Raw genomic sequence first — 16,853 nt, 5'->3', positions numbered from 1 at the left:
CCTTGGTGCGCGGCACATCCATTTTTCGCGGCGCTTGTCGCCCGTATGCAGACATAAGAGGCTAGACCCTGTGGCATTGACGATTCTTGGCCTGTCCGGCGCCCTTAGCCATGATCCTTCCGCAGCGCTGTACATTGACGGCAAGCTGATCGCGGCGGCCGAGGAAGAGCGCTTCGTACGCGATAAACATGCAAAGAACCGCATGCCCTACGAGTCGGCGAAGTTCTGCCTGGAGCAGGCCGGCATCAAGCCTTCCGACGTTGATGTGGTGGCGATCCCCTTCGCCCCGATCAGCCTGTTCGGCGAAGCGCGCTGGCACTACGCCAAGCGTTACTGGTACGCCCCGGACCGCGCCCTCGACGCGATCCTGATGGGCAACCGTCGCTACAAGCGTTATCGCCGCAAGATTGTCTGGTGCCTGGAACAACTGGGCTTCGATCCGAAAAAGATCAAGATCGAACCGGTCGAGCACCACCTGGCCCACGCTTCCAGCGCCTACCACTGCTCGGGTTTCCAGGAAAAAACCGCGATCCTGGGCATCGACGGCAAGGGTGAGTACGCCACGACGTTCTTCGGCTATGGCGAAAACGGCAAGATCCACAAGATCAAGGAATTCTTCGACCCGGACTCCCTGGGTGGCCTGTACGGCGCGATCACCGAGTTCCTCGGTTTCGAAATGCTCGATGGCGAATTCAAGGTCATGGGCATGGCGCCCTACGGCGATGCCAGCAAGTACGATTTCTCGCGCCTGGCCTCGTTCGAAAACGGCGAATTGGTGATCAACACCGACTACGCCAACGTCATCGGCCTGCGCCGTTATAAAGAGAAGGGCAAGGGCTTCTACTTCTCGCCGAAGCTGATCGAGTGGCTCGGCCCGAAACGTGAAGGCGACATTGCCGACGAACCGTACATCCACTACGCGGCGAGCATGCAGGCGCTGTTCGAGAAGCTCGCACTGCAAATGATCGACCACTACCTGGGCGACGTGCTCAAGGAAACCGGCAAGCTGGCCTTCGCCGGTGGTTGTGCGTTGAACGTCAAGCTGAACCAGAAGATCATCGCCCGTGACGACGTCAAGGAGCTGTTCGTGCAACCGGCTTCCGGCGACGCCGGTACGGCGGTGGGGGCGGCGGCTTATGTGTCCCACGCCCGCGGCGTGCCGGTGGAGAAGATGGAACACGTCTACCTCGGCCCCGCCTACAGCAACGAAGATGTGATCGCCGCGTGCGCTCGTCATCCGAGCAAGCCTGAGTGGCGCAAAATCGACAACACCCCGGAGCGCATCGCCAAGATCATGGTCGACGGCAACCCCGTGGCCTGGTTCCAGGGGCGCATGGAGTTTGGCCCACGTGCCTTGGGCGGACGCTCGATCATCGGGTGCCCAAGCGCCAGCGGCGTGGCCGATCGCATCAACGAACAGATCAAGTTCCGCGAGCGCTGGAGGCCGTTCTGCCCGTCGATGCTCGACACCGTTGCGCCGCAGATGATCAAGGTCGACCACCCGGCCCCTTTCATGACCTTCACCTTTGAAGTGGCCGAGGAATGGAAAACCCGCGTGCCGGAAGTCGTCCATGAAGACGGCACCTCCCGCGCCCAAGTGCTCAAGCGTGAATACAACCCGCGCTACTACGACATGATGAAGGCCCTGGAAGTCCTGACTGGCAACGGCGTGTCGCTGAACACCTCGCTCAACCGTCGTGGCGAGCCGATGATCTGCTCGCCGACCGACGCGCTGAACATGTTCTTCGGTTCCGACCTGCAGTACCTGATCATGGAAGACATTCTGGTGGTCAAGGACGGTGTGGACGCTTATGACTGAGGTGCTGGTCAGTGTCATCATTCCGGCCTACAACTACGCCGAGACCTTGCCTCGTGCGGTGAATTCAGTCATTGCGCAGTTGAGCGAAGCCCAGGCTGAGTTGTTGGTGATCGACGATGGTTCCACCGATGCAACGCCCCAGGTCCTGGCGCAATTGCAGGCCGAACATGCCGGGGGCTTCCGAGCCCTGCGCAAGCCCAACGGCGGTTTGTCGTCGGTCCGCAACCGCGGGATTGAGGAGGCTCGGGGGCAATACCTGATCTTCCTCGACGCCGATGATGAGATGGCACCCGGTGCCCTTGCCGCGGTGACCCAGCATATAACCAGTCATCCCGAGACTCGCCTGGTCATCGGCGGCCACTGGTCGGTGTTTGCGGACGGACGTCGCGTCGAGCATGAAGTAAAACCACTACCGGCCACCCCGCGTGGGCGTGTTCGGGGTTATCTGCTGGACAAGACGGTGACGCTGTCCAACGGCGCCTGTGCAATGCATCGCGACGTATTCGGGCCGGGCAACTACCCAGAGCATCTGCGCAACGTCGAGGATATCCCGGTGTTTGCCCAGGTGCTGGCGCGTTTTCCGTGCACCGTACTCCCAAAGCCGTTGGCGCTGATCTACAAGCACGGCGACAGCATGCGCCATGACCTCAGGCAGAGCCTGGCGGCGGGCGTGGGCATGGTGGACGAAGTGTTTTCCCCGGTACGCATGCCGCAGGAACTGCAGGACCTGCGCCAAGCCTTCATGGCCCAGCGATGCCTGTCGTTGTTCCGCGATTGCTACAGTGCCGGCGACTATGCCAATGCCAAGGTTTTTTATGCCCAGGCCATTCGTACCGATCTTCGGTCTATCACGCGCTGGTCCTACACGCGCAAGGCCATCCGGTTGTTGTTCAAGTGAGCGCCTCGAGGTCTGACGACAATAGGTTCCAGGCCGACGGAAGCTGGGCCCGAAAGGCGCGTGAACTGGACCGCTATCGCTGGAAAGTGCTACGCGAGCGTCACGGTCGCCTTGGCAGTCTGTTGCGACTGGCTCGTGATGTGCTGGTGGATATCGCGATTGGACTGCGCGCCAAGGCGTGCCTGAAGCGTCCGACAGGCGCGGCACCCTGCCAAGTGCTGCTGTTGCATTCGGCCCCGAAGTCCATGGCGCTGCAGCGCAAGAACGTGCTGATCGATGCCCTGCGCAAGCGCGGCCATCAACTGACGGAGGCCGCGCTGCGCGCTCCCGCCGACGCGTGCGCCCAGCGCATGCTCGTGGCGCCGCCACAGGCCGTCCCCCTGCGTTACCTGGTCTATGCCGCCCACGCTCAATGGCTGGTGCAGACCTATCAACCCAAGGTATTGATCAACGAACGCAATGGCAGTCTCCACGCGCCGTTCCTGCGCCTGGCGTTGGCCGCGCGGGGTGCCCGGTTGCTGCACCTGGCCCATGCCACGACGTTGGAGTCATCCCGCCGGCTGGGCATGAACGACTACGATTATTACGGCGTTTTCGGGCGCAGTTCGCTGGAAGCCTTGCAAGAGCGTCGGCTGCGGTTCGGTGAGTCGACAGTGGTGCTGGTCGGTTCCTACCTTGTCGATGAAAGCTATGACCTGCCCGTCGCTGATCCCTGTATCAAGACATTGTTGGTCTTGGGGGTAGGGCCTGATCGAGAAAAAGAGTCCGGTTATGAGGATACCTATCGGCTGCTGCGCGATTGGGCCGGGCGCAATCCGCATTATCGCCTGCTGTTCAAGCGCCACCCGCGCAGCAAGGCGCAATTCTGGATCGACGCGGCGACGCGATTCGCCAACATTGAGCTGCTGGATATCGACTGCTCGCTGGCACAGGCGCTTGCCCAGGCAAGCGTAGTCGTCAATATCATGTCCAATGCCGGCATCGAGGCGGGGCTGGCAGGCCGGCCGGTGATACATGTGAATGCTGGCAACGATGTGGATATTTTTTCCCACGCGTTGTTCTTCGGGCCGCAAGTGCGCGACGAGCAGGCTTTTTCCCAGCAGTTGCAAGCGCTAGAGCGCGATTATACGGATTGCGTGGTCAAGGCCCGCGGCTTCGCCGATTATCACTTGGTGCACGGTTCCAAGGGGTTGGCAAAAACCGTCGAGCTGGTCGATGATTTGTTGCGCGACAGAGATCCCGCGCAGGACTTCGAATTATCCAGGCTGCCTGCCGCCGGCTGACTGGCGATTCAGGTACCGAGCGCGAGCCTCAGCTCCCGTTCGTTGCAGGTTTGCTGATGGCTGAGGTAGTGCTCCAGGAACCGATTGTCCCTGAGCAGCCATTCGCGATCCTGGCGGTAGCGCAACATGTGTTTGAAGTTGCGCAGGCGCAGCCCTTTGCGCAGCGGCTTGCCATAGGCCCTCAGGTCGGCGACGTCGATCAGCCCCAGCGTGTCTTCAGGTGTCAGCACGACGTTGCCCAGGTGCGCGGAGCGAAAATAGATGCCCTTCTGGTGCAGGCCAGCCATGAACTCACCGAGTCGTGCCTGAAGGTCGGCAGGGGCATCCCCGTCCAGCAATTGCCGAAGGGTGCGACCAGGCAGCGGGTCGTAATGGACCGCGTCACGCTCGATGGAGGGAATGCGAAAGACCTGGCGAACCCGCGGACACTCAATCCCGCGCTCGTGCAAGGCCTGGCAGTTGTCGGCAAAGCGCCTGGCATACGGCGACCATAGCGCGGAGGTCAGCAGACGCTTGCGCCGGAACAGCTTGAGTATCGAGCCATCGGCCAGGCGCAGCACTTTATCCCCTTGGCGATCGGCTTCGAGGACATCGGCACCTTCGCGCAGGTCGAGGTAAACAGTAGGATCGAGCGTTTGCATCAAGGCTCCAAGGCTTGGCCCGATGGGAGGGGCAGCCGGGTATGTTAGCGCAGTGTGCAGGCGGCAAAAACCGCTGTGGTATAGTCGCGTCAATTTTCACCGGGGCGTTCGCCTTGTTCACGGCTCGCCTGGCGCCGTCTTTCTGGATATTCCATGACGAAAACGCTGTTCATTTCCCTGGCCAAGCACCAGGGTCTTTATTTCAATCGCTTGCTCAACGAAACCGAGCTGCAAGGTAAAGTCGTTTCTCCTCAACACATGCCCTGGCCAAGGTCTCTGCGAATTTCCAGGATTGTTTCGCGCATCGATTGGCCGAGCCTGATCGAAGAGAAATGCGAGGAGCGTCGGGTCAAGAAAAAAAACAATGGCGCGCTGTATCGCCTGTTGCTACGCCTCGAACTCCTGTGGATGGCGCTGCGCGCCCAGGCCTTGCTTGACCGGGAGCGCCCCGATGCGTTGGCGTTCTGGAACGGCGCCCATCGTTACTGCCGGTTGCTGGCGGCACTGGCGCCGGCCGGTTGCAAGACCTTCTTCTTCGAAAACGGCCTGTTGCCCGACACCACCACGGTGGATCCGCGTGGCGTGAACTATCTGAACGCGGTTCCGCGCGACGCAAGTTTCTACCTTGATTACCCGCATCCAGTGCCAGAAAGCCAAGCTGCGCCGGTGCTGATTCCTCGTGCGCCACGCAGCGCCGGACCGGCCCCGATCATGCTGCCCGCTCAGTTCGTCTTCATTCCGTTCCAGGATGATCGCGACAGTCAGGTCCGCCTGTTTTCCCCCTGGATCAGGAACATGCGCGATATGTTTGCCTTAGGCGAGCGACTCGCCGAGGAGACAGGCATGACAGTGGTGTTCAAGGAGCACCCGTCCAGCCGCGAGACCTACCCCGAGCTGCACGAGCGCACCCATGAACGCCTGCTCTTCGCCAACGGCAATGCCACGCAACAGTTGATCGAGGCCAGTCAGTTCGTGATCACGGTCAATTCGACCGTGGGGCTGGAAAGCCTGCTGCTGGGCAAGCCCGTGCTCACGCTTGGCCAAGCCTTTTTCAATGTGGAAGGGCTGGTGATGCATGCTGATAATGCCGACCAGGTCATGGCGCTGGCCCGTGGATTCCCGCAATGGCCGCTCGATGAGCGCTTGAGGCGCAACTTCCTTCATTATCTTTCCGAGAGCTACTGCATCAAGGGCAGCTGGAAAAATGCCGATCAGGCTCAATTGCAACGGGTCGCCGATCGGATTTTGAGCAGAACCTGAATGTTCAAAAATATAAAAAGACTTATCGACCAGGATGTCCTGGTGGCATGGGCATCCATTGGCTTTCTGGTTCTTCTATGTGGTGCTTGGGTACTGCCGGAAAACAAGCTTTATCACCAGTTGTTGATTTTCCTGCTGTGGCTGCCTGCCTTGCTGGCGTTGTTCCGTCGGGATTTTCGGTTGTTGCTCAAGCAGCCCGAGTGCGTGTTCTACGCATTGTTCATGGCCTGGACGTTGCTGGTGCTTTGGATCGAGGGAGGAGAGAACGTCCTTGGCAAGGTCAAGGTCACGATCTATGTGACACTGACGCTGTCTGGCATATTGTTGGCGGCACAGAACCGTGCATGGCGGTTCGAGTCGATGTTGCTGTATGCATCGATCGTGGGCGGTTTTTTTGCTTTGGCCTCTTGGGTCTATTTCTATCCGTTCAGCGCCCGGCCTTTCAGCGCGCGAGTACTTGCCATCGGTTTGTGGGACACCGCCATCCCTGCCGCGCATGCGGTGGGAGCCCTTGCGATCATCGGCACATTCATGTTGCAGACCAAACGTTTCAGCCCTTGGGTGATGATGCTTCTGATCATTCCTGCCTTGGGGTACGCGGTATTTTTGGGCTTCAACCAGACCCGTGGTGTATGGATCGGCCTGCTGGCCGGTCTGTTGATGGCGGGCGTGGCGCGACCGTCGCGACTGACCGCAGCATTGATCGCCCCGGTGATTGCCGGGATCGCATTGATCGCTGTATTCGCGCCGGAAATCTTTCTGCAGCGTGGTGTGTCCTACCGTCCAGAACTATGGGGCGCTGGCATTCGATTGATGCTGGAGCATTGGGCAACAGGGCTGGGTTTCCATGAATATCTCATTCCTATCGCCGAAATCCGGCGACCATTCAAGCACCCCCATAACCTTTTCCTGGATACCGGTGTGCGTCTCGGTGTGCCTGGCCTGATGTTGTATGGCTTGCTATGGCTGGCTGCGGGCTGGCGTGGTTGGATTTCGCGTGCGCAACCGCTGGGTCAGGTGCTGCTGATACTGTGGGTCTTCTCCGGCGTGTCATTACTGACAGATGGCATTGGCCTATGGCTCAAGCCCAACGCGGACTGGCTGATTACTTGGCTGCCCATTGCGCTGAGCATAGTATTGGCGGCTCGGGGTCACCCCGACATCGAGGTTCCCAGTGGGAGTGCTCCTGCCTCCTGACCATGCGGCCGTGCCGTGAGGAGCCCTCCTGACGGCACTCCCACTCCTTCGTCCTGGCTGGGCCAATGTTGCAATTGGTTCGCTGTTACAATCTGCAGCTTGTCTGTCTTTTCAAACGTGCGAGGCGCACCGAATGGCCAATTCCGACCAGCAATCGAGCATGAAGATTTACGTGCGATTGCTAAAGTACGTACTCCCGTATTGGGGCGCTTTCGCCGTCAGTATCGTTGGCTTCGTGTTGTTCGCATCCAGCCAGCCGATGCTGGCGGACATGCTCAAGCATTTCCTCGACGCACTGCAAAAGCCCAATGACACCCAGTTCATGGGTGTGTCGCTGGTACTGGGGGTGCCGCTGCTGATCGTGCTGATCGCGGTCTACCAGGGTATCGGTTCTTTCCTGGGCAACTACTACCTGGCCAAGGTCGCCCGGGGTGTGGTCCATGACCTGCGTTGCGCGTTGTTCGATAACCTGCTGACCTTGCCCAACCGCTACTTCGACAACCACAACTCCGGTCACCTGATTTCCCGCATTACCTACAACGTGACCATGGTCACCGGCGCCGCCACCGATGCCATCAAGGTCGTCATCCGGGAGGGGTTGACCGTGGTGTTCCTGTTCGGCTATCTGCTCTACAGCAACTGGAAAATGACCCTGGTGTTGCTGGCGATCCTGCCGGTCATTGCCCTGCTGGTGAGCAGCGCGAGCAAGAAATTCCGCAAGCAAAGCAAGAAAATCCAAGTGGCGATGGGCGATGTGACCCATGTGGCCTCGGAAACCATCCAGGGTTACCGCGTGGTGCGCAGCTTCGGTGGCGAAGGCTATGAGATCGAACGGTTCCACAAGGCCAGTGCCGATAACATGAACCGCAGCCTGGGCATGACGCGCACCCAGTCGATCTACACGCCGATGCTGCAACTGGTGATCTACATCGGCATGGCCGTGTTGATGTACCTGGTGCTTTACCTGCGTGGCGATGCCTCGGCAGGTGAGCTGGTGGCCTATATCACCGCCGCCGGCTTGCTACCCAAGCCTATCCGCCAGTTGTCCGAAGTCAGCGCCACGATCCAGAAAGGGCTTGCCGCGGCGGAGAGCATTTTCGAGCAACTCGACGAAGAGCCTGAAGTCGATACGGGGACCCAGGAGATGGCCCGGGTCAATGGCCGCCTGGAAGTGCGCAACCTGAGCTTCCAATACCCAGGCACGGAAAAGCTCGTGCTCGACGATATCTCCTTCACTGCCGAAGAAGGCCAGATGATCGCCCTGGTAGGGCGCTCGGGCAGCGGCAAGTCGACCCTTGCCAACCTCATCCCGCGTTTCTATCACCACGACAAGGGGCAGATACTGCTCGATGGCGTGGATGTCGAGCAATACCGGCTGAACAACCTGCGTCGACACATTGCCTTGGTGAACCAGCAGGTCACGTTGTTCAACGACAGCGTGACGAACAACATTGCCTATGGCGATCTCGCCGGTGCACCGTTCGAAGATGTCCGCAGGGCGGCCGAAGATGCCTACGCCGCCGAATTCATCGAGCAGATGCCGCAGGGCTACGACACGCTGGTGGGCGAGAACGGCGTGCTGCTTTCCGGTGGCCAGCGCCAGCGCCTGGCGATTGCCAGGGCGTTGCTCAAGAACGCTCCGCTGTTGATCCTCGATGAGGCGACATCGGCCCTGGACACGGAGTCCGAGCGCCACATCCAGGCCGCCCTGGACCAGGTGATGAAAGGACGCACCACGCTCGTCATTGCCCACCGGTTGTCGACGATCGAAAAAGCCGACCTGATCCTGCTGATGGACAAGGGCCGTATCGTCGAGCGCGGCACCCACGCCGAGCTGTTGGCGCTGAATGGCTTCTATGCACGCCTGCACGAAAAGGATTTCGTCGAGGGCGCCGACGAGCCGGCGAAGGAGTCCTTCGTTTGATCTTGAGTTACTGGCGGGCCTGGCGAGAAAGCGGTTGGACCCCGATAGACGCAGCGACTTATGCCCAAGCCTGGCATCAGTTCGGCGGCAGCGTGGCGACACACCCCGATGTGGTCGAGCGCCTGGCCGGGCTGGTGGGTATTCCGGTGCGCTACCTGGGATGGCTCGTCGATGGCCAACTGCGCGCCGCCATGCCCACCTGGGGGCGGCATGTGGCGCTATCCAAGGATGTGCTCAAGCGTGAGGGTAAGCGTGGCATGCTCGACCTGGGCAATGCCGAGGTCATCCTGCCGGTCAGCCAAGGCGCCCAGGTTCGCCTGCGGCACCGCGTGCGGTATGTGTCCGAACTCAATGCACCGCACGTCACTGGCCTCGTCGAGCAACCGGAAGGCCTGGCGCTGGCGCGCGAGCCAGAGGACTACAGCAAGAAGTTCCGCTACAACCAGCGCCGCGAACAGCGGCTGCTGGAAGACGCGGGGGGCAGTATCCGGCCCATGCTCGAACTGACCCCCGGCGAACAGGCCGCCGTGTATGCCGACCTGTTCCAGCGTCGCTGGAATTTCGAAGTCCCGGGCAAGACGCATCTGGCCGAGGTGTTCAGCCTGATGCGCGAATTCATGACTGGGTCGCTGATTTATCTGAATGACGAACCAGTGGCGATCCAGATTCTGTATCGGGTCGAGGCGCCCGGCTGGTTCAGCCTGGAATATATCAATGGCGGGGTTGATCCGCAGAGCCGCGACTTCAGTCCGGGCAGCGTGCTCAGTTTCGTCAACACCCAGACAGAGTGGGAACTCGCCCGGGCAGCGGGCAAGCCGCTGCGCTACTCGTTCGGCCGCGCCGATCGCGAATACAAGGATCGCTGGTGCAACCGGGTTCCGGTCTATCAGGTTTGAGGGAGCACACGCAGCCCATGAGAGAGAGAAGAGAACCGTGAGCGCACGCAAGCAGCTACTGCTCAAACGCCATCGTCAACGCAAGCGCCTGGTACTCGCTGGCGTGCTGCTGGCGGCGCTGGTGCTCGGTTTTACGGTTTCGTGGTGGTCGTTGCCGGTATTTCTCCTGCTGGGCTGGGTTGCCCACGAAGCCTGGTTCTCCGACCATCTGTTCTATGCCCCGGGGGACGATTATCGCTATGATTTCCCGCCAGGTACGCCTCGGTTTCCCGTCAGTTTGACGGGGGGGAAGCTGCAACTCACGGGCGAATTCGATGCCGGGCAGACGCTGATCTTGCAGGTACGGGTAAAAAGCCATTGGCTGGGACGCTTCCTCGACCCCCAAGTCTGGATTGGAGATGATCGCCAGGATCTCGAACGGGGCGTTTTCGGCGAGCGTTTTCTCAACCTGTCCGGACAAGGTTCGGCACTCGCGGATGGCACCCTGGCATTGCGCGGGCGTTTTTGCAGCATTGCCCCGCAGGCTACGTTGCATGTGCTGAGCAATCCGGATTTCGGCCAGCAGCGCCTGCTCATCGTCGCGCCCCACGCCGATGATGCCGAGCTCGCTGCATTCGGGCTGTACAGCCGTGCCAGCGATGTGGCTATCGTGACGCTGACCCAAGGGGAAATCGAAGCCGAGCGCTATCGCGACATGGGCCTGGACCCCGCCGAGGCCGCTCGTCTCAAGGGGCGCTTGCGCAGTTGGGACAGCCTGGCCGTGCCGTTATGGGGAGGCGTGGCGCAACAGCAATGCGTGCAGCTGGGTTATTACTGCCTGCAATTGGAAGCCATGGCGAAGGCACCGGACCAAGGCTTCGGCTCGCGGGAATCAGGCGAGAGCGATATCCGCCAGGTCCGCAGGTTCAATGCCTTGAGCCTGCCGGGTGACAGTGATGGCTTGCCGACGTGGCGCAACTTGGTGGCCGACCTGGCACGTCTGCTCGAACATCACCGGCCCGAGGTGGTGCTGACGCCGCATCCCGAGCTGGACCCGCACAGCGATCATGTCGCCAGCACCCGAGCGCTGATGGAGGCGATCGAGCTCAGTGCCTGGCGGCCGCGGACCTTGCTGCTCTATGCCAATCATCTGCACGACAACGACCGCTGGCCGATGGGGCCGGCAGGCCATGGCATTGCGCTGCCGCCGGCCATCGAACCCTTGCCGGCCGATGGGTTGTGGAGTCCGTCGTTGGACGCTTCCACCCGTATGGACAAGGCCATGGCCTTGGGCATGCAACATGACTTGCAGGGGCGTCCTCCGTTCAAGCGGCGTTTGCGCCGCGCCATCCAGCGCCTGCTGGCCGGGCGCCGCTGGCCGCGCACCGGAGAAGACGAGTTCTTCCGCAAGGCGGTCCGGCGGCATGAGCTTTTCTGGGTTCGGCATTTGGACGCCTCTTCGCAGGATGATCGCCAGGCCAGCCGCTCCTGATTCGTTGACGTGCCCGAGCCCGCCTGTGCTTTACTTTTGAGCAGCCGGCAGCGTGGGAGATGCTTGATTCATGGAAAAGATGTCAAAGGTATCGACACATCAACAGAATTCGCCTCACGCCTCGACGGTTTCCCCCGAGGCCAGGGCCGCGATCAAACGCCAACAACCGCTATGCGTCTGGCTGACCGGGCTTTCCGGGGCGGGGAAGTCGACACTGGCCAATGCGCTGGAAGTGCGGCTGCACGAGCAGGGGCTTCACACCTGCCTGCTTGACGGTGACAACCTGCGCCGGGGTTTGTGCAGTGACCTGGGCATGACGCCTGAAGCGCGCAATGAGAATATCCGACGCATCGCCGAGGTGGCGCGGTTGATGGTCGACGCAGGGTTGATTGTCATCGTTGCGGCCATCTCACCCTTTCGATCCGACCGTGAGGCGGCGCGCAAGTTGTTTCCCGAGGGCAGCTTCCTGGAAGTCTATGTCAGCACGTCCTTTGAGGTCTGTGCCCAGCGGGATCCAAAGGGGCTTTATCGGGAAGCGCGTGCCGGCCGCTTGAAGAATTTCACTGGCCTCGACAGCCCGTACGAAGCTCCCCTGGCCCCCGAGGGCAATATCGACACGGGCGGCCTGGCGCTGAGCGAGGCCTGCGAGCGGTTGTGGGCATTGGTACGGCGTTGCCCCTGAAAGCGGCTATTGCATCCGGTTGCAGCCGTGCAAGAGCCTTCCTCAACCCTGTGCTAATATCGCGCCCCTGTTCATTTTGTATGTGGGATGCTCCATGAAGTTGTCCATGCCGCGATTCGATCAAGCCCCTGTATTGGTGGTCGGCGATGTCATGCTCGACCGCTACTGGCATGGCGGTACCTCACGGATTTCCCCTGAGGCGCCGGTACCGGTGGTCAAGGTCGAGCACATCGAGGACCGCCCCGGTGGTGCCGCCAACGTTGCCTTGAATATCGCTGCCCTCGGGGCGCCGGCGTCCCTGGTGGGTGTCACCGGTGACGACGAGGCCGCCGACAGCCTGACCAACAGCCTGAAGGGGGCGGGCGTACGCGCGATATTCCAGCGCGTTGCGCACCAGCCGACCATCGTCAAGCTGCGGGTCATGAGCCGTCACCAGCAACTGCTGCGTATCGATTTCGAAGAGCCGTTCGCCACCGATCCCCTGGCCCTCGGTGCCGAGGTCGACAAGCTGCTCGAAGGCGTCAAGGTCCTGGTGTTGTCGGACTACGGCAAAGGCGCGTTGAAAAACCACCAGTCGCTGATCCAGGCCGCCCGTGCCCGTGGCATCCCGGTCCTGGCCGATCCCAAGGGCAAGGATTTTTCCATCTACCGGGGCGCCAGCCTGATCACGCCGAACCTCAGCGAATTCGAAACCATCGTCGGCGGTTGCGTCGATGAGCATGAGTTGGTGAGCAAAGGCGCGCAGTTGATGCAAGACCTCGACCTCGGTGCCTTGCTGGTGACCCGTGGCGAGCACGGCATGACCTTGCTGCGCCCCGATCACCCGGCGTTGCACCTGCCGGCCCGTGCCCGTGAAGTGTTCGACGTGACGGGCGCCGGCGACACGGTGATTTCCACCCTGGCCGCGGCGATCGCTGCCGGTGAGGAATTGCCCCACGCGGTGGCCTTGGCGAACCTGGCGGCAGGCATTGTCGTCGGCAAGCTTGGCACGGCCGCCATCAGCGCCCCCGAGCTGCGTCGCGCCATCCAGCGCGAGGAAGGCTCCGAGCGCGGCGTGCTGGGCCTGGAGCAGTTGCTGCTGGCGGTGGACGACGCCCGCGCCCATAACGAAAGCATTGTCTTCACCAACGGTTGCTTCGACATCCTGCACGCCGGCCACGTGACCTACCTCGAGCAGGCCCGGGCCCAGGGCGATCGCCTGATCGTCGCGGTCAATGACGATGCCTCCGTCAGCCGTCTCAAAGGACCCGGGCGTCCGATCAACAGCGTTGACCGGCGCATGGCGGTCCTGGCTGGCCTGGGCGCGGTGGACTGGGTGATCAGTTTCAGCGAGGGCACGCCGGAAAACCTGCTGCGCCAGGTCAAGCCGGATGTGCTGGTCAAGGGCGGTGACTACGGGATCGATCAGGTCGTGGGCGCGGACATCGTCACGGCCTACGGCGGTACCGTGAAAGTGTTGGGGCTGGTGGAAAACAGCTCGACGACGGCGATTGTGGAAAAGATCCGCAATAACTGAGTCGTAATTTGTAGCGCCTGGGGGCTGTTGTTGCTAGGGCGCTTTCTTGTGGCGAGGGAGCTTGCTCCCGCTTGGGTGCGAAGCGCCCATAAAAAATGGGGTTGCTGCACAACCCAGCGGGAGCAAGCTCCCTCGCCACAAAAGCGCTCTGAGTCGTGTGGTTTCTAACGAGCCACCTTGCGCGGCACGATCTTCTTGAGCAACTGCCGGGCCTTGCCCTTGAGTCGGGTCAGGCCCGACTCCTTGCCCGGTGGCGTCAGCCCTTGCTGGCGCAGCCAGTCCTTCCAGCGAATCCGCTCGTCGCGCACCAGCCAGCCGTCCTGCCGGGCGAAACTTTCCGCCAGGTACAGGCCACGGGTGCTGGCCGGGTGCAGCTGATCCTTTTTCAAGGTGTACAGCTCGGGCAAGGGCTGCCCGTCCTGCAAGGGCATCAGGTACAGGTCCGGGCGCTTGCGGTCCAGGCGGGCCACCAGTTGGTCACCTTCCAAGCGTTCATCGACGTGAAACAGGCTCAGGGACTTGGCTTCCTTGGGCACATCCAGGCGCAAGTCATAAATCAATTGCAGCGATGCCGTCGGCAGGTGCACGTAGGCCCGTGGCCGCTCGATCAGCTGCAGATTGGCGCTGCGCACCGGGCGGGCCGAGCCCGACAGCGGCGTCAGGCGAAACGGCAAGGCTTCGCGGTAATGCAGGGCCGTGGCGTAGGGGGCCGGCAGCCAGGTGTCGTTGAAGCGTCCACCTAGCCAGCCTTCAGGAGTTTCCAGCAGGCACTCTTCGGCAATTTCGCTGATGGCGGTGAGCAGCGGCAGGTTCAGTTCGTGGGCCGGGACATAGCCCGAAATCAGCTTGAGCACCACGTCGCCGCGATCCTGCCGACGCTGGCGTACCAACACCCAATAATCGCGGTTCTGCCAATGCAGCGTCAGGCGCACCGAGACGCCCAGGTTGGCCAGCTCCAGGGAAAAACGCTCGGCGTCGGCCACCGCGACAGGGCGGCGGCGCTGCAAGGTCTGGGCGAAATTCAGCGGCATCCCGACACTCTGGTAAGTCAGGCCTTCGGGGGTCGCTTCGACGAACAGGGGCAGGGTCTTGAAGTTGCTTGGGTTCTTTCTGATGAGCGTACGCGGCATGTCGGCTCCTTCCTTCAGGCCGCGTAGGGCGGCGTCAGTGTTTACGCAGGACCGTGGCGACGGTCGCGACGTTGTGGGCGAGGTGCAGCGGATTGATGGTGCCGACAATAGCACTGGCGACCCCAGGATGCTCAAACAACAGTTCGAAACTGGCGCGAACCGGGTCTACCCCGGGGCTCAGGCAGACGTGGCCGCTGGCCAGGGCTTTTTTCACCAGGATCGCTTTGCCGTGTTTGCTGGCGTAGTCAATGACAGCCTTTTCGTTTCGTTCGTTCAGATTGTAGGTGACCATCGCGCAATCGCCTTGCTCCAAGGCTTTGAGGCCGCCGTCGACGGTCTTGCCGGAAAAACCGAAGCCGCCGATCTTGCCCTCGCGCTTGAGCGCCGCCAGCGTCGGGTAGACCTCGCTGTCGTTGAGGATCGCCAGGTCGTTGCCGTCGGAATGCACCAGGACCAGGTCGATATAGTCTGTTTCCAGGCGCTTGAGGCTGCGCTCCACCGAGAATCGGGTATGGGCGGCGCTGAAGTCATGGCGCGACTGGCCGTCACTGAATTCTTCGCCGACCTTGCTGACAATCACCCAGTCCTGGCGTTGGCCGCGCAGCAGCGGGCCAAGGCGTTCTTCGCTGCGGCCGTAAGCGGGCGCGGTGTCGATCAGGTTGATGCCCAGGTCACGCGCCAGTTTGAGCAGCATGCGCGCTTCGTTGTCATCGGGAATCTGAAAACCGTTGGGGTATTTGACGCCCTGGTCGCGGCCCAGCTTGACGGTGCCCAGGCCCAGGGGGGAAACCCGCGGGCCGTTATGGCCGAGGGGGCGATAGAGATCATGCAGGGTCGCTTGGATCATGGCAGCAGTTGCTCCCAGGCAGGTACGCCCATGGGCGGCTTCGGCAGGTCCGGCAGCGGGGCCGGGTGGCTGGGCTGGATGCCATCGCGTTGCAGCGCGTTGAACACCCGATCGGCGAAGTCCGGGGCCAGGGCCAGTTTGGTCGGCCAGCCCACCAGCAGGCGCTCCTGCTCGGCGAGGAAGGCGTTATCCGGGCGGGTCAGGCCTGATTGCAGCGGTTCGGCGCGGTCAACCCTTAGCGTGGCCCATTGCGCGGTGCTGAGGTCGACCCAGGGCAACAGTTGGCCGAGTTCTTTCTGCGCGGCGGCGATCTGCTCGGCGGGCTCGCGGGCGACGGCATCACCTTCGGCAAGGTCGCCCCCTAGGTACCAGACCCATTGGCCATCGGCGGCGGGGTGGGTGGTCACGGTGACGCGTGGCTTCGGTCCGCCGCCCAGGCAATGGGCGTAAAGCGGCTTGAGGCTCGGGCCCTTGACCAGGACCATGTGCAACGGCCGGGTTTGCATGGCCGGTTTGTCCAGGCCCAGGGCCTTGAGCAGGTCGGCGGTGCCAGCGCCCGCGCTGAGGATAATGCGTTGGGCACGGATCTCGCGGTCGTCGACCTTCAGCCCGACCAGCTCACCGGCTTCGCGCAGTGGCTCGATGCGCTGCCCGGCCAACAGACTGTCGCCGGCCAGCTCCGCCAGGCGCGCGATCAGGCTGGGGACATCGACCACCAGTTCGGCCAAGCGATAGACCTTGCCCTTGAAGCGCTTGTCTTGCAGGGCCGGCGGCAGTTGATCGCCCTTGACCTGATCCACTCGTCCGCGCACGGCCTTGCTGGCGAAGAAGCTGGTGAGGTTGCCGGCCAGGGTGCCGGGAGACCAGAGGTAATGGGCATCGGACAGCATGCGCACACCGGACAGGTCCAGCTCGCCTTCACCCTTCAGGGCTTCGCGCCAGCGGCGCGGCATGTCGGCGATGGCTTCCGAGGCCCCGGTCAGGGCGCCATGCAAGGCGTACTTGGCGCCGCCATGGATGATGCCCTGGGATTTGACACTCTGCCCGCCGCCGAGGCTGGCGCTTTCCACCAGCACAGTCGAGAACCCCTGGCGACGCAGGCGGGCGTTCAGCCAGAGGCCGGCGACGCCTGCGCCGACAATCAGAATGTCGGTGGAAATAACGGATGACATGAGCGACCTCAGTGTTCAAGACGAGGGCGCAGTATACAGACTCGCTGCGCAGGGCATTTGTTGGCGATCAACGTCGGCCACATGGGAGCAACGCTTTTGTGGCGAGGGAGCTTGCTT

14 protein-coding genes are annotated in these 16,853 nt (G+C 61.9%); 10 read left to right on the top strand and 4 right to left on the bottom strand.

What is annotated here, in order from left to right:
• The first annotated feature begins 70 nt into the window (after positions 1–70).
• The 3 genes from M1D99_RS27410 to M1D99_RS27400 are packed head-to-tail and all read left to right on the top strand — an operon-like array spanning position 71 to position 4,000.
• Positions 71–1,819: a carbamoyltransferase C-terminal domain-containing protein gene (locus M1D99_RS27410; protein ID WP_186708065.1), complete on the top strand. Its 1,749-nt coding sequence runs from the start codon at positions 71–73 to the stop codon at positions 1,817–1,819.
• The gene (locus M1D99_RS27405) at positions 1,812–2,717 is read left to right on the top strand and encodes a glycosyltransferase family 2 protein (protein WP_186708063.1); all 906 of its coding nucleotides are present in this window, start codon (positions 1,812–1,814) and stop codon (positions 2,715–2,717) included. Before M1D99_RS27410 ends, M1D99_RS27405 begins: the two co-directional genes overlap by 8 nt.
• Positions 2,714–4,000: a capsule biosynthesis protein gene (locus M1D99_RS27400; RefSeq protein ID WP_458131076.1), complete on the top strand. Its 1,287-nt coding sequence runs from the start codon at positions 2,714–2,716 to the stop codon at positions 3,998–4,000. Before M1D99_RS27405 ends, M1D99_RS27400 begins: the two co-directional genes overlap by 4 nt.
• 8 nt (positions 4,001–4,008) lie before the next feature.
• Here the strand turns inward: M1D99_RS27400 and M1D99_RS27395 are convergent, their stop codons facing one another.
• Complete coding sequence (locus M1D99_RS27395) at positions 4,009–4,641, bottom strand: BUD32 family EKC/KEOPS complex subunit (RefSeq protein ID WP_434572785.1); 633 nt, start codon at positions 4,639–4,641, stop codon at positions 4,009–4,011.
• A 153-nt stretch (positions 4,642–4,794) separates the two neighbouring features.
• Between M1D99_RS27395 and M1D99_RS27390 the strand changes: the two genes are divergently transcribed.
• The 7 genes from M1D99_RS27390 to hldE all read left to right on the top strand — a co-directional run bounded on the left by M1D99_RS27390 (position 4,795) and on the right by hldE (position 13,587).
• Complete coding sequence (locus M1D99_RS27390) at positions 4,795–5,901, top strand: capsular polysaccharide export protein, LipB/KpsS family (protein WP_434572783.1); 1,107 nt, start codon at positions 4,795–4,797, stop codon at positions 5,899–5,901.
• A complete protein-coding gene (locus M1D99_RS27385) occupies positions 5,902–7,098 on the top strand; it encodes an O-antigen ligase family protein (protein WP_458131075.1) in 1,197 nt (398 codons plus the stop codon).
• A gap of 133 nt (positions 7,099–7,231) precedes the next feature.
• Positions 7,232–9,022 (top strand): lipid A export permease/ATP-binding protein MsbA, encoded by a 1,791-nt coding sequence (gene msbA, locus M1D99_RS27380; protein WP_434572780.1) that lies wholly within the window; start codon positions 7,232–7,234, stop codon positions 9,020–9,022.
• The gene (locus M1D99_RS27375; protein ID WP_186708084.1) at positions 9,022–9,918 is read left to right on the top strand and encodes a GNAT family N-acetyltransferase; all 897 of its coding nucleotides are present in this window, start codon (positions 9,022–9,024) and stop codon (positions 9,916–9,918) included. Before msbA ends, M1D99_RS27375 begins: the two co-directional genes overlap by 1 nt.
• 37 nt (positions 9,919–9,955) lie before the next feature.
• The gene (locus M1D99_RS27370) at positions 9,956–11,389 is read left to right on the top strand and encodes a PIG-L deacetylase family protein (RefSeq protein ID WP_458131074.1); all 1,434 of its coding nucleotides are present in this window, start codon (positions 9,956–9,958) and stop codon (positions 11,387–11,389) included.
• 79 nt (positions 11,390–11,468) lie between these two features.
• Positions 11,469–12,071 carry an adenylyl-sulfate kinase gene (cysC, locus tag M1D99_RS27365; RefSeq protein ID WP_434576629.1) on the top strand — a complete coding sequence of 201 codons (603 nt, stop codon included), beginning with the start codon at positions 11,469–11,471 and terminating at the stop codon, positions 12,069–12,071.
• Between the two features lie 94 nt (positions 12,072–12,165).
• The gene (gene hldE / locus M1D99_RS27360) at positions 12,166–13,587 is read left to right on the top strand and encodes a bifunctional D-glycero-beta-D-manno-heptose-7-phosphate kinase/D-glycero-beta-D-manno-heptose 1-phosphate adenylyltransferase HldE (RefSeq protein WP_186708047.1); all 1,422 of its coding nucleotides are present in this window, start codon (positions 12,166–12,168) and stop codon (positions 13,585–13,587) included.
• Positions 13,588–13,751: 164 nt separating this feature from the next.
• Here hldE and M1D99_RS27355 read toward each other — a convergent pair whose 3' ends face one another.
• The 3 genes from M1D99_RS27355 to M1D99_RS27345 are packed head-to-tail and all read right to left on the bottom strand — an operon-like array spanning position 13,752 to position 16,736.
• Entirely contained in the window at positions 13,752–14,717 is a 966-nt protein-coding gene (locus M1D99_RS27355) for a hypothetical protein (protein WP_053117832.1), read from the bottom strand.
• Positions 14,718–14,751: 34 nt separating this feature from the next.
• Complete coding sequence (locus tag M1D99_RS27350; protein ID WP_186708045.1) at positions 14,752–15,564, bottom strand: aldo/keto reductase; 813 nt, start codon at positions 15,562–15,564, stop codon at positions 14,752–14,754.
• On the bottom strand, positions 15,561–16,736 hold the full coding sequence (locus tag M1D99_RS27345) for an NAD(P)/FAD-dependent oxidoreductase (protein ID WP_434572775.1): 1,176 nt from the start codon (positions 16,734–16,736) through the stop codon (positions 15,561–15,563). The genes M1D99_RS27350 and M1D99_RS27345 overlap by 4 nt, the downstream gene beginning before the upstream one ends.
• Positions 16,737–16,853: the final 117 nt, after the last annotated feature.

The sequence above is a fragment of the Pseudomonas sp. R3-41 genome, assembly GCF_054161485.1.
Note: the sequence above shows the minus strand (reverse complement) of the source record. Positions and strands in the feature narration are given on the sequence as shown.

Bases quoted from the DNA above. Each gene is read 5' to 3' on its own strand.
- M1D99_RS27395 (WP_434572785.1), bottom strand. From the start codon at position 4,641: ATGCAAACGCTCGATCCTACTGTTTACCTCGACCTGCGCGAAGGTGCC.
- M1D99_RS27390 (WP_434572783.1), top strand. From the start codon at position 4,795: ATGACGAAAACGCTGTTCATTTCCCTGGCCAAGCACCAGGGTCTTTAT.
- M1D99_RS27350 (WP_186708045.1), bottom strand. From the start codon at position 15,564: ATGATCCAAGCGACCCTGCATGATCTCTATCGCCCCCTCGGCCATAAC.
- M1D99_RS27345 (WP_434572775.1), bottom strand. From the start codon at position 16,736: ATGTCATCCGTTATTTCCACCGACATTCTGATTGTCGGCGCAGGCGTC.
- M1D99_RS27405 (WP_186708063.1), top strand. From the start codon at position 1,812: ATGACTGAGGTGCTGGTCAGTGTCATCATTCCGGCCTACAACTACGCC.
- hldE (WP_186708047.1), top strand. From the start codon at position 12,166: ATGAAGTTGTCCATGCCGCGATTCGATCAAGCCCCTGTATTGGTGGTC.
- cysC (WP_434576629.1), top strand. From the start codon at position 11,469: ATGTCAAAGGTATCGACACATCAACAGAATTCGCCTCACGCCTCGACG.
- M1D99_RS27385 (WP_458131075.1), top strand. From the start codon at position 5,902: ATGTTCAAAAATATAAAAAGACTTATCGACCAGGATGTCCTGGTGGCA.
- msbA (WP_434572780.1), top strand. From the start codon at position 7,232: ATGGCCAATTCCGACCAGCAATCGAGCATGAAGATTTACGTGCGATTG.
- M1D99_RS27355 (WP_053117832.1), bottom strand. From the start codon at position 14,717: ATGCCGCGTACGCTCATCAGAAAGAACCCAAGCAACTTCAAGACCCTG.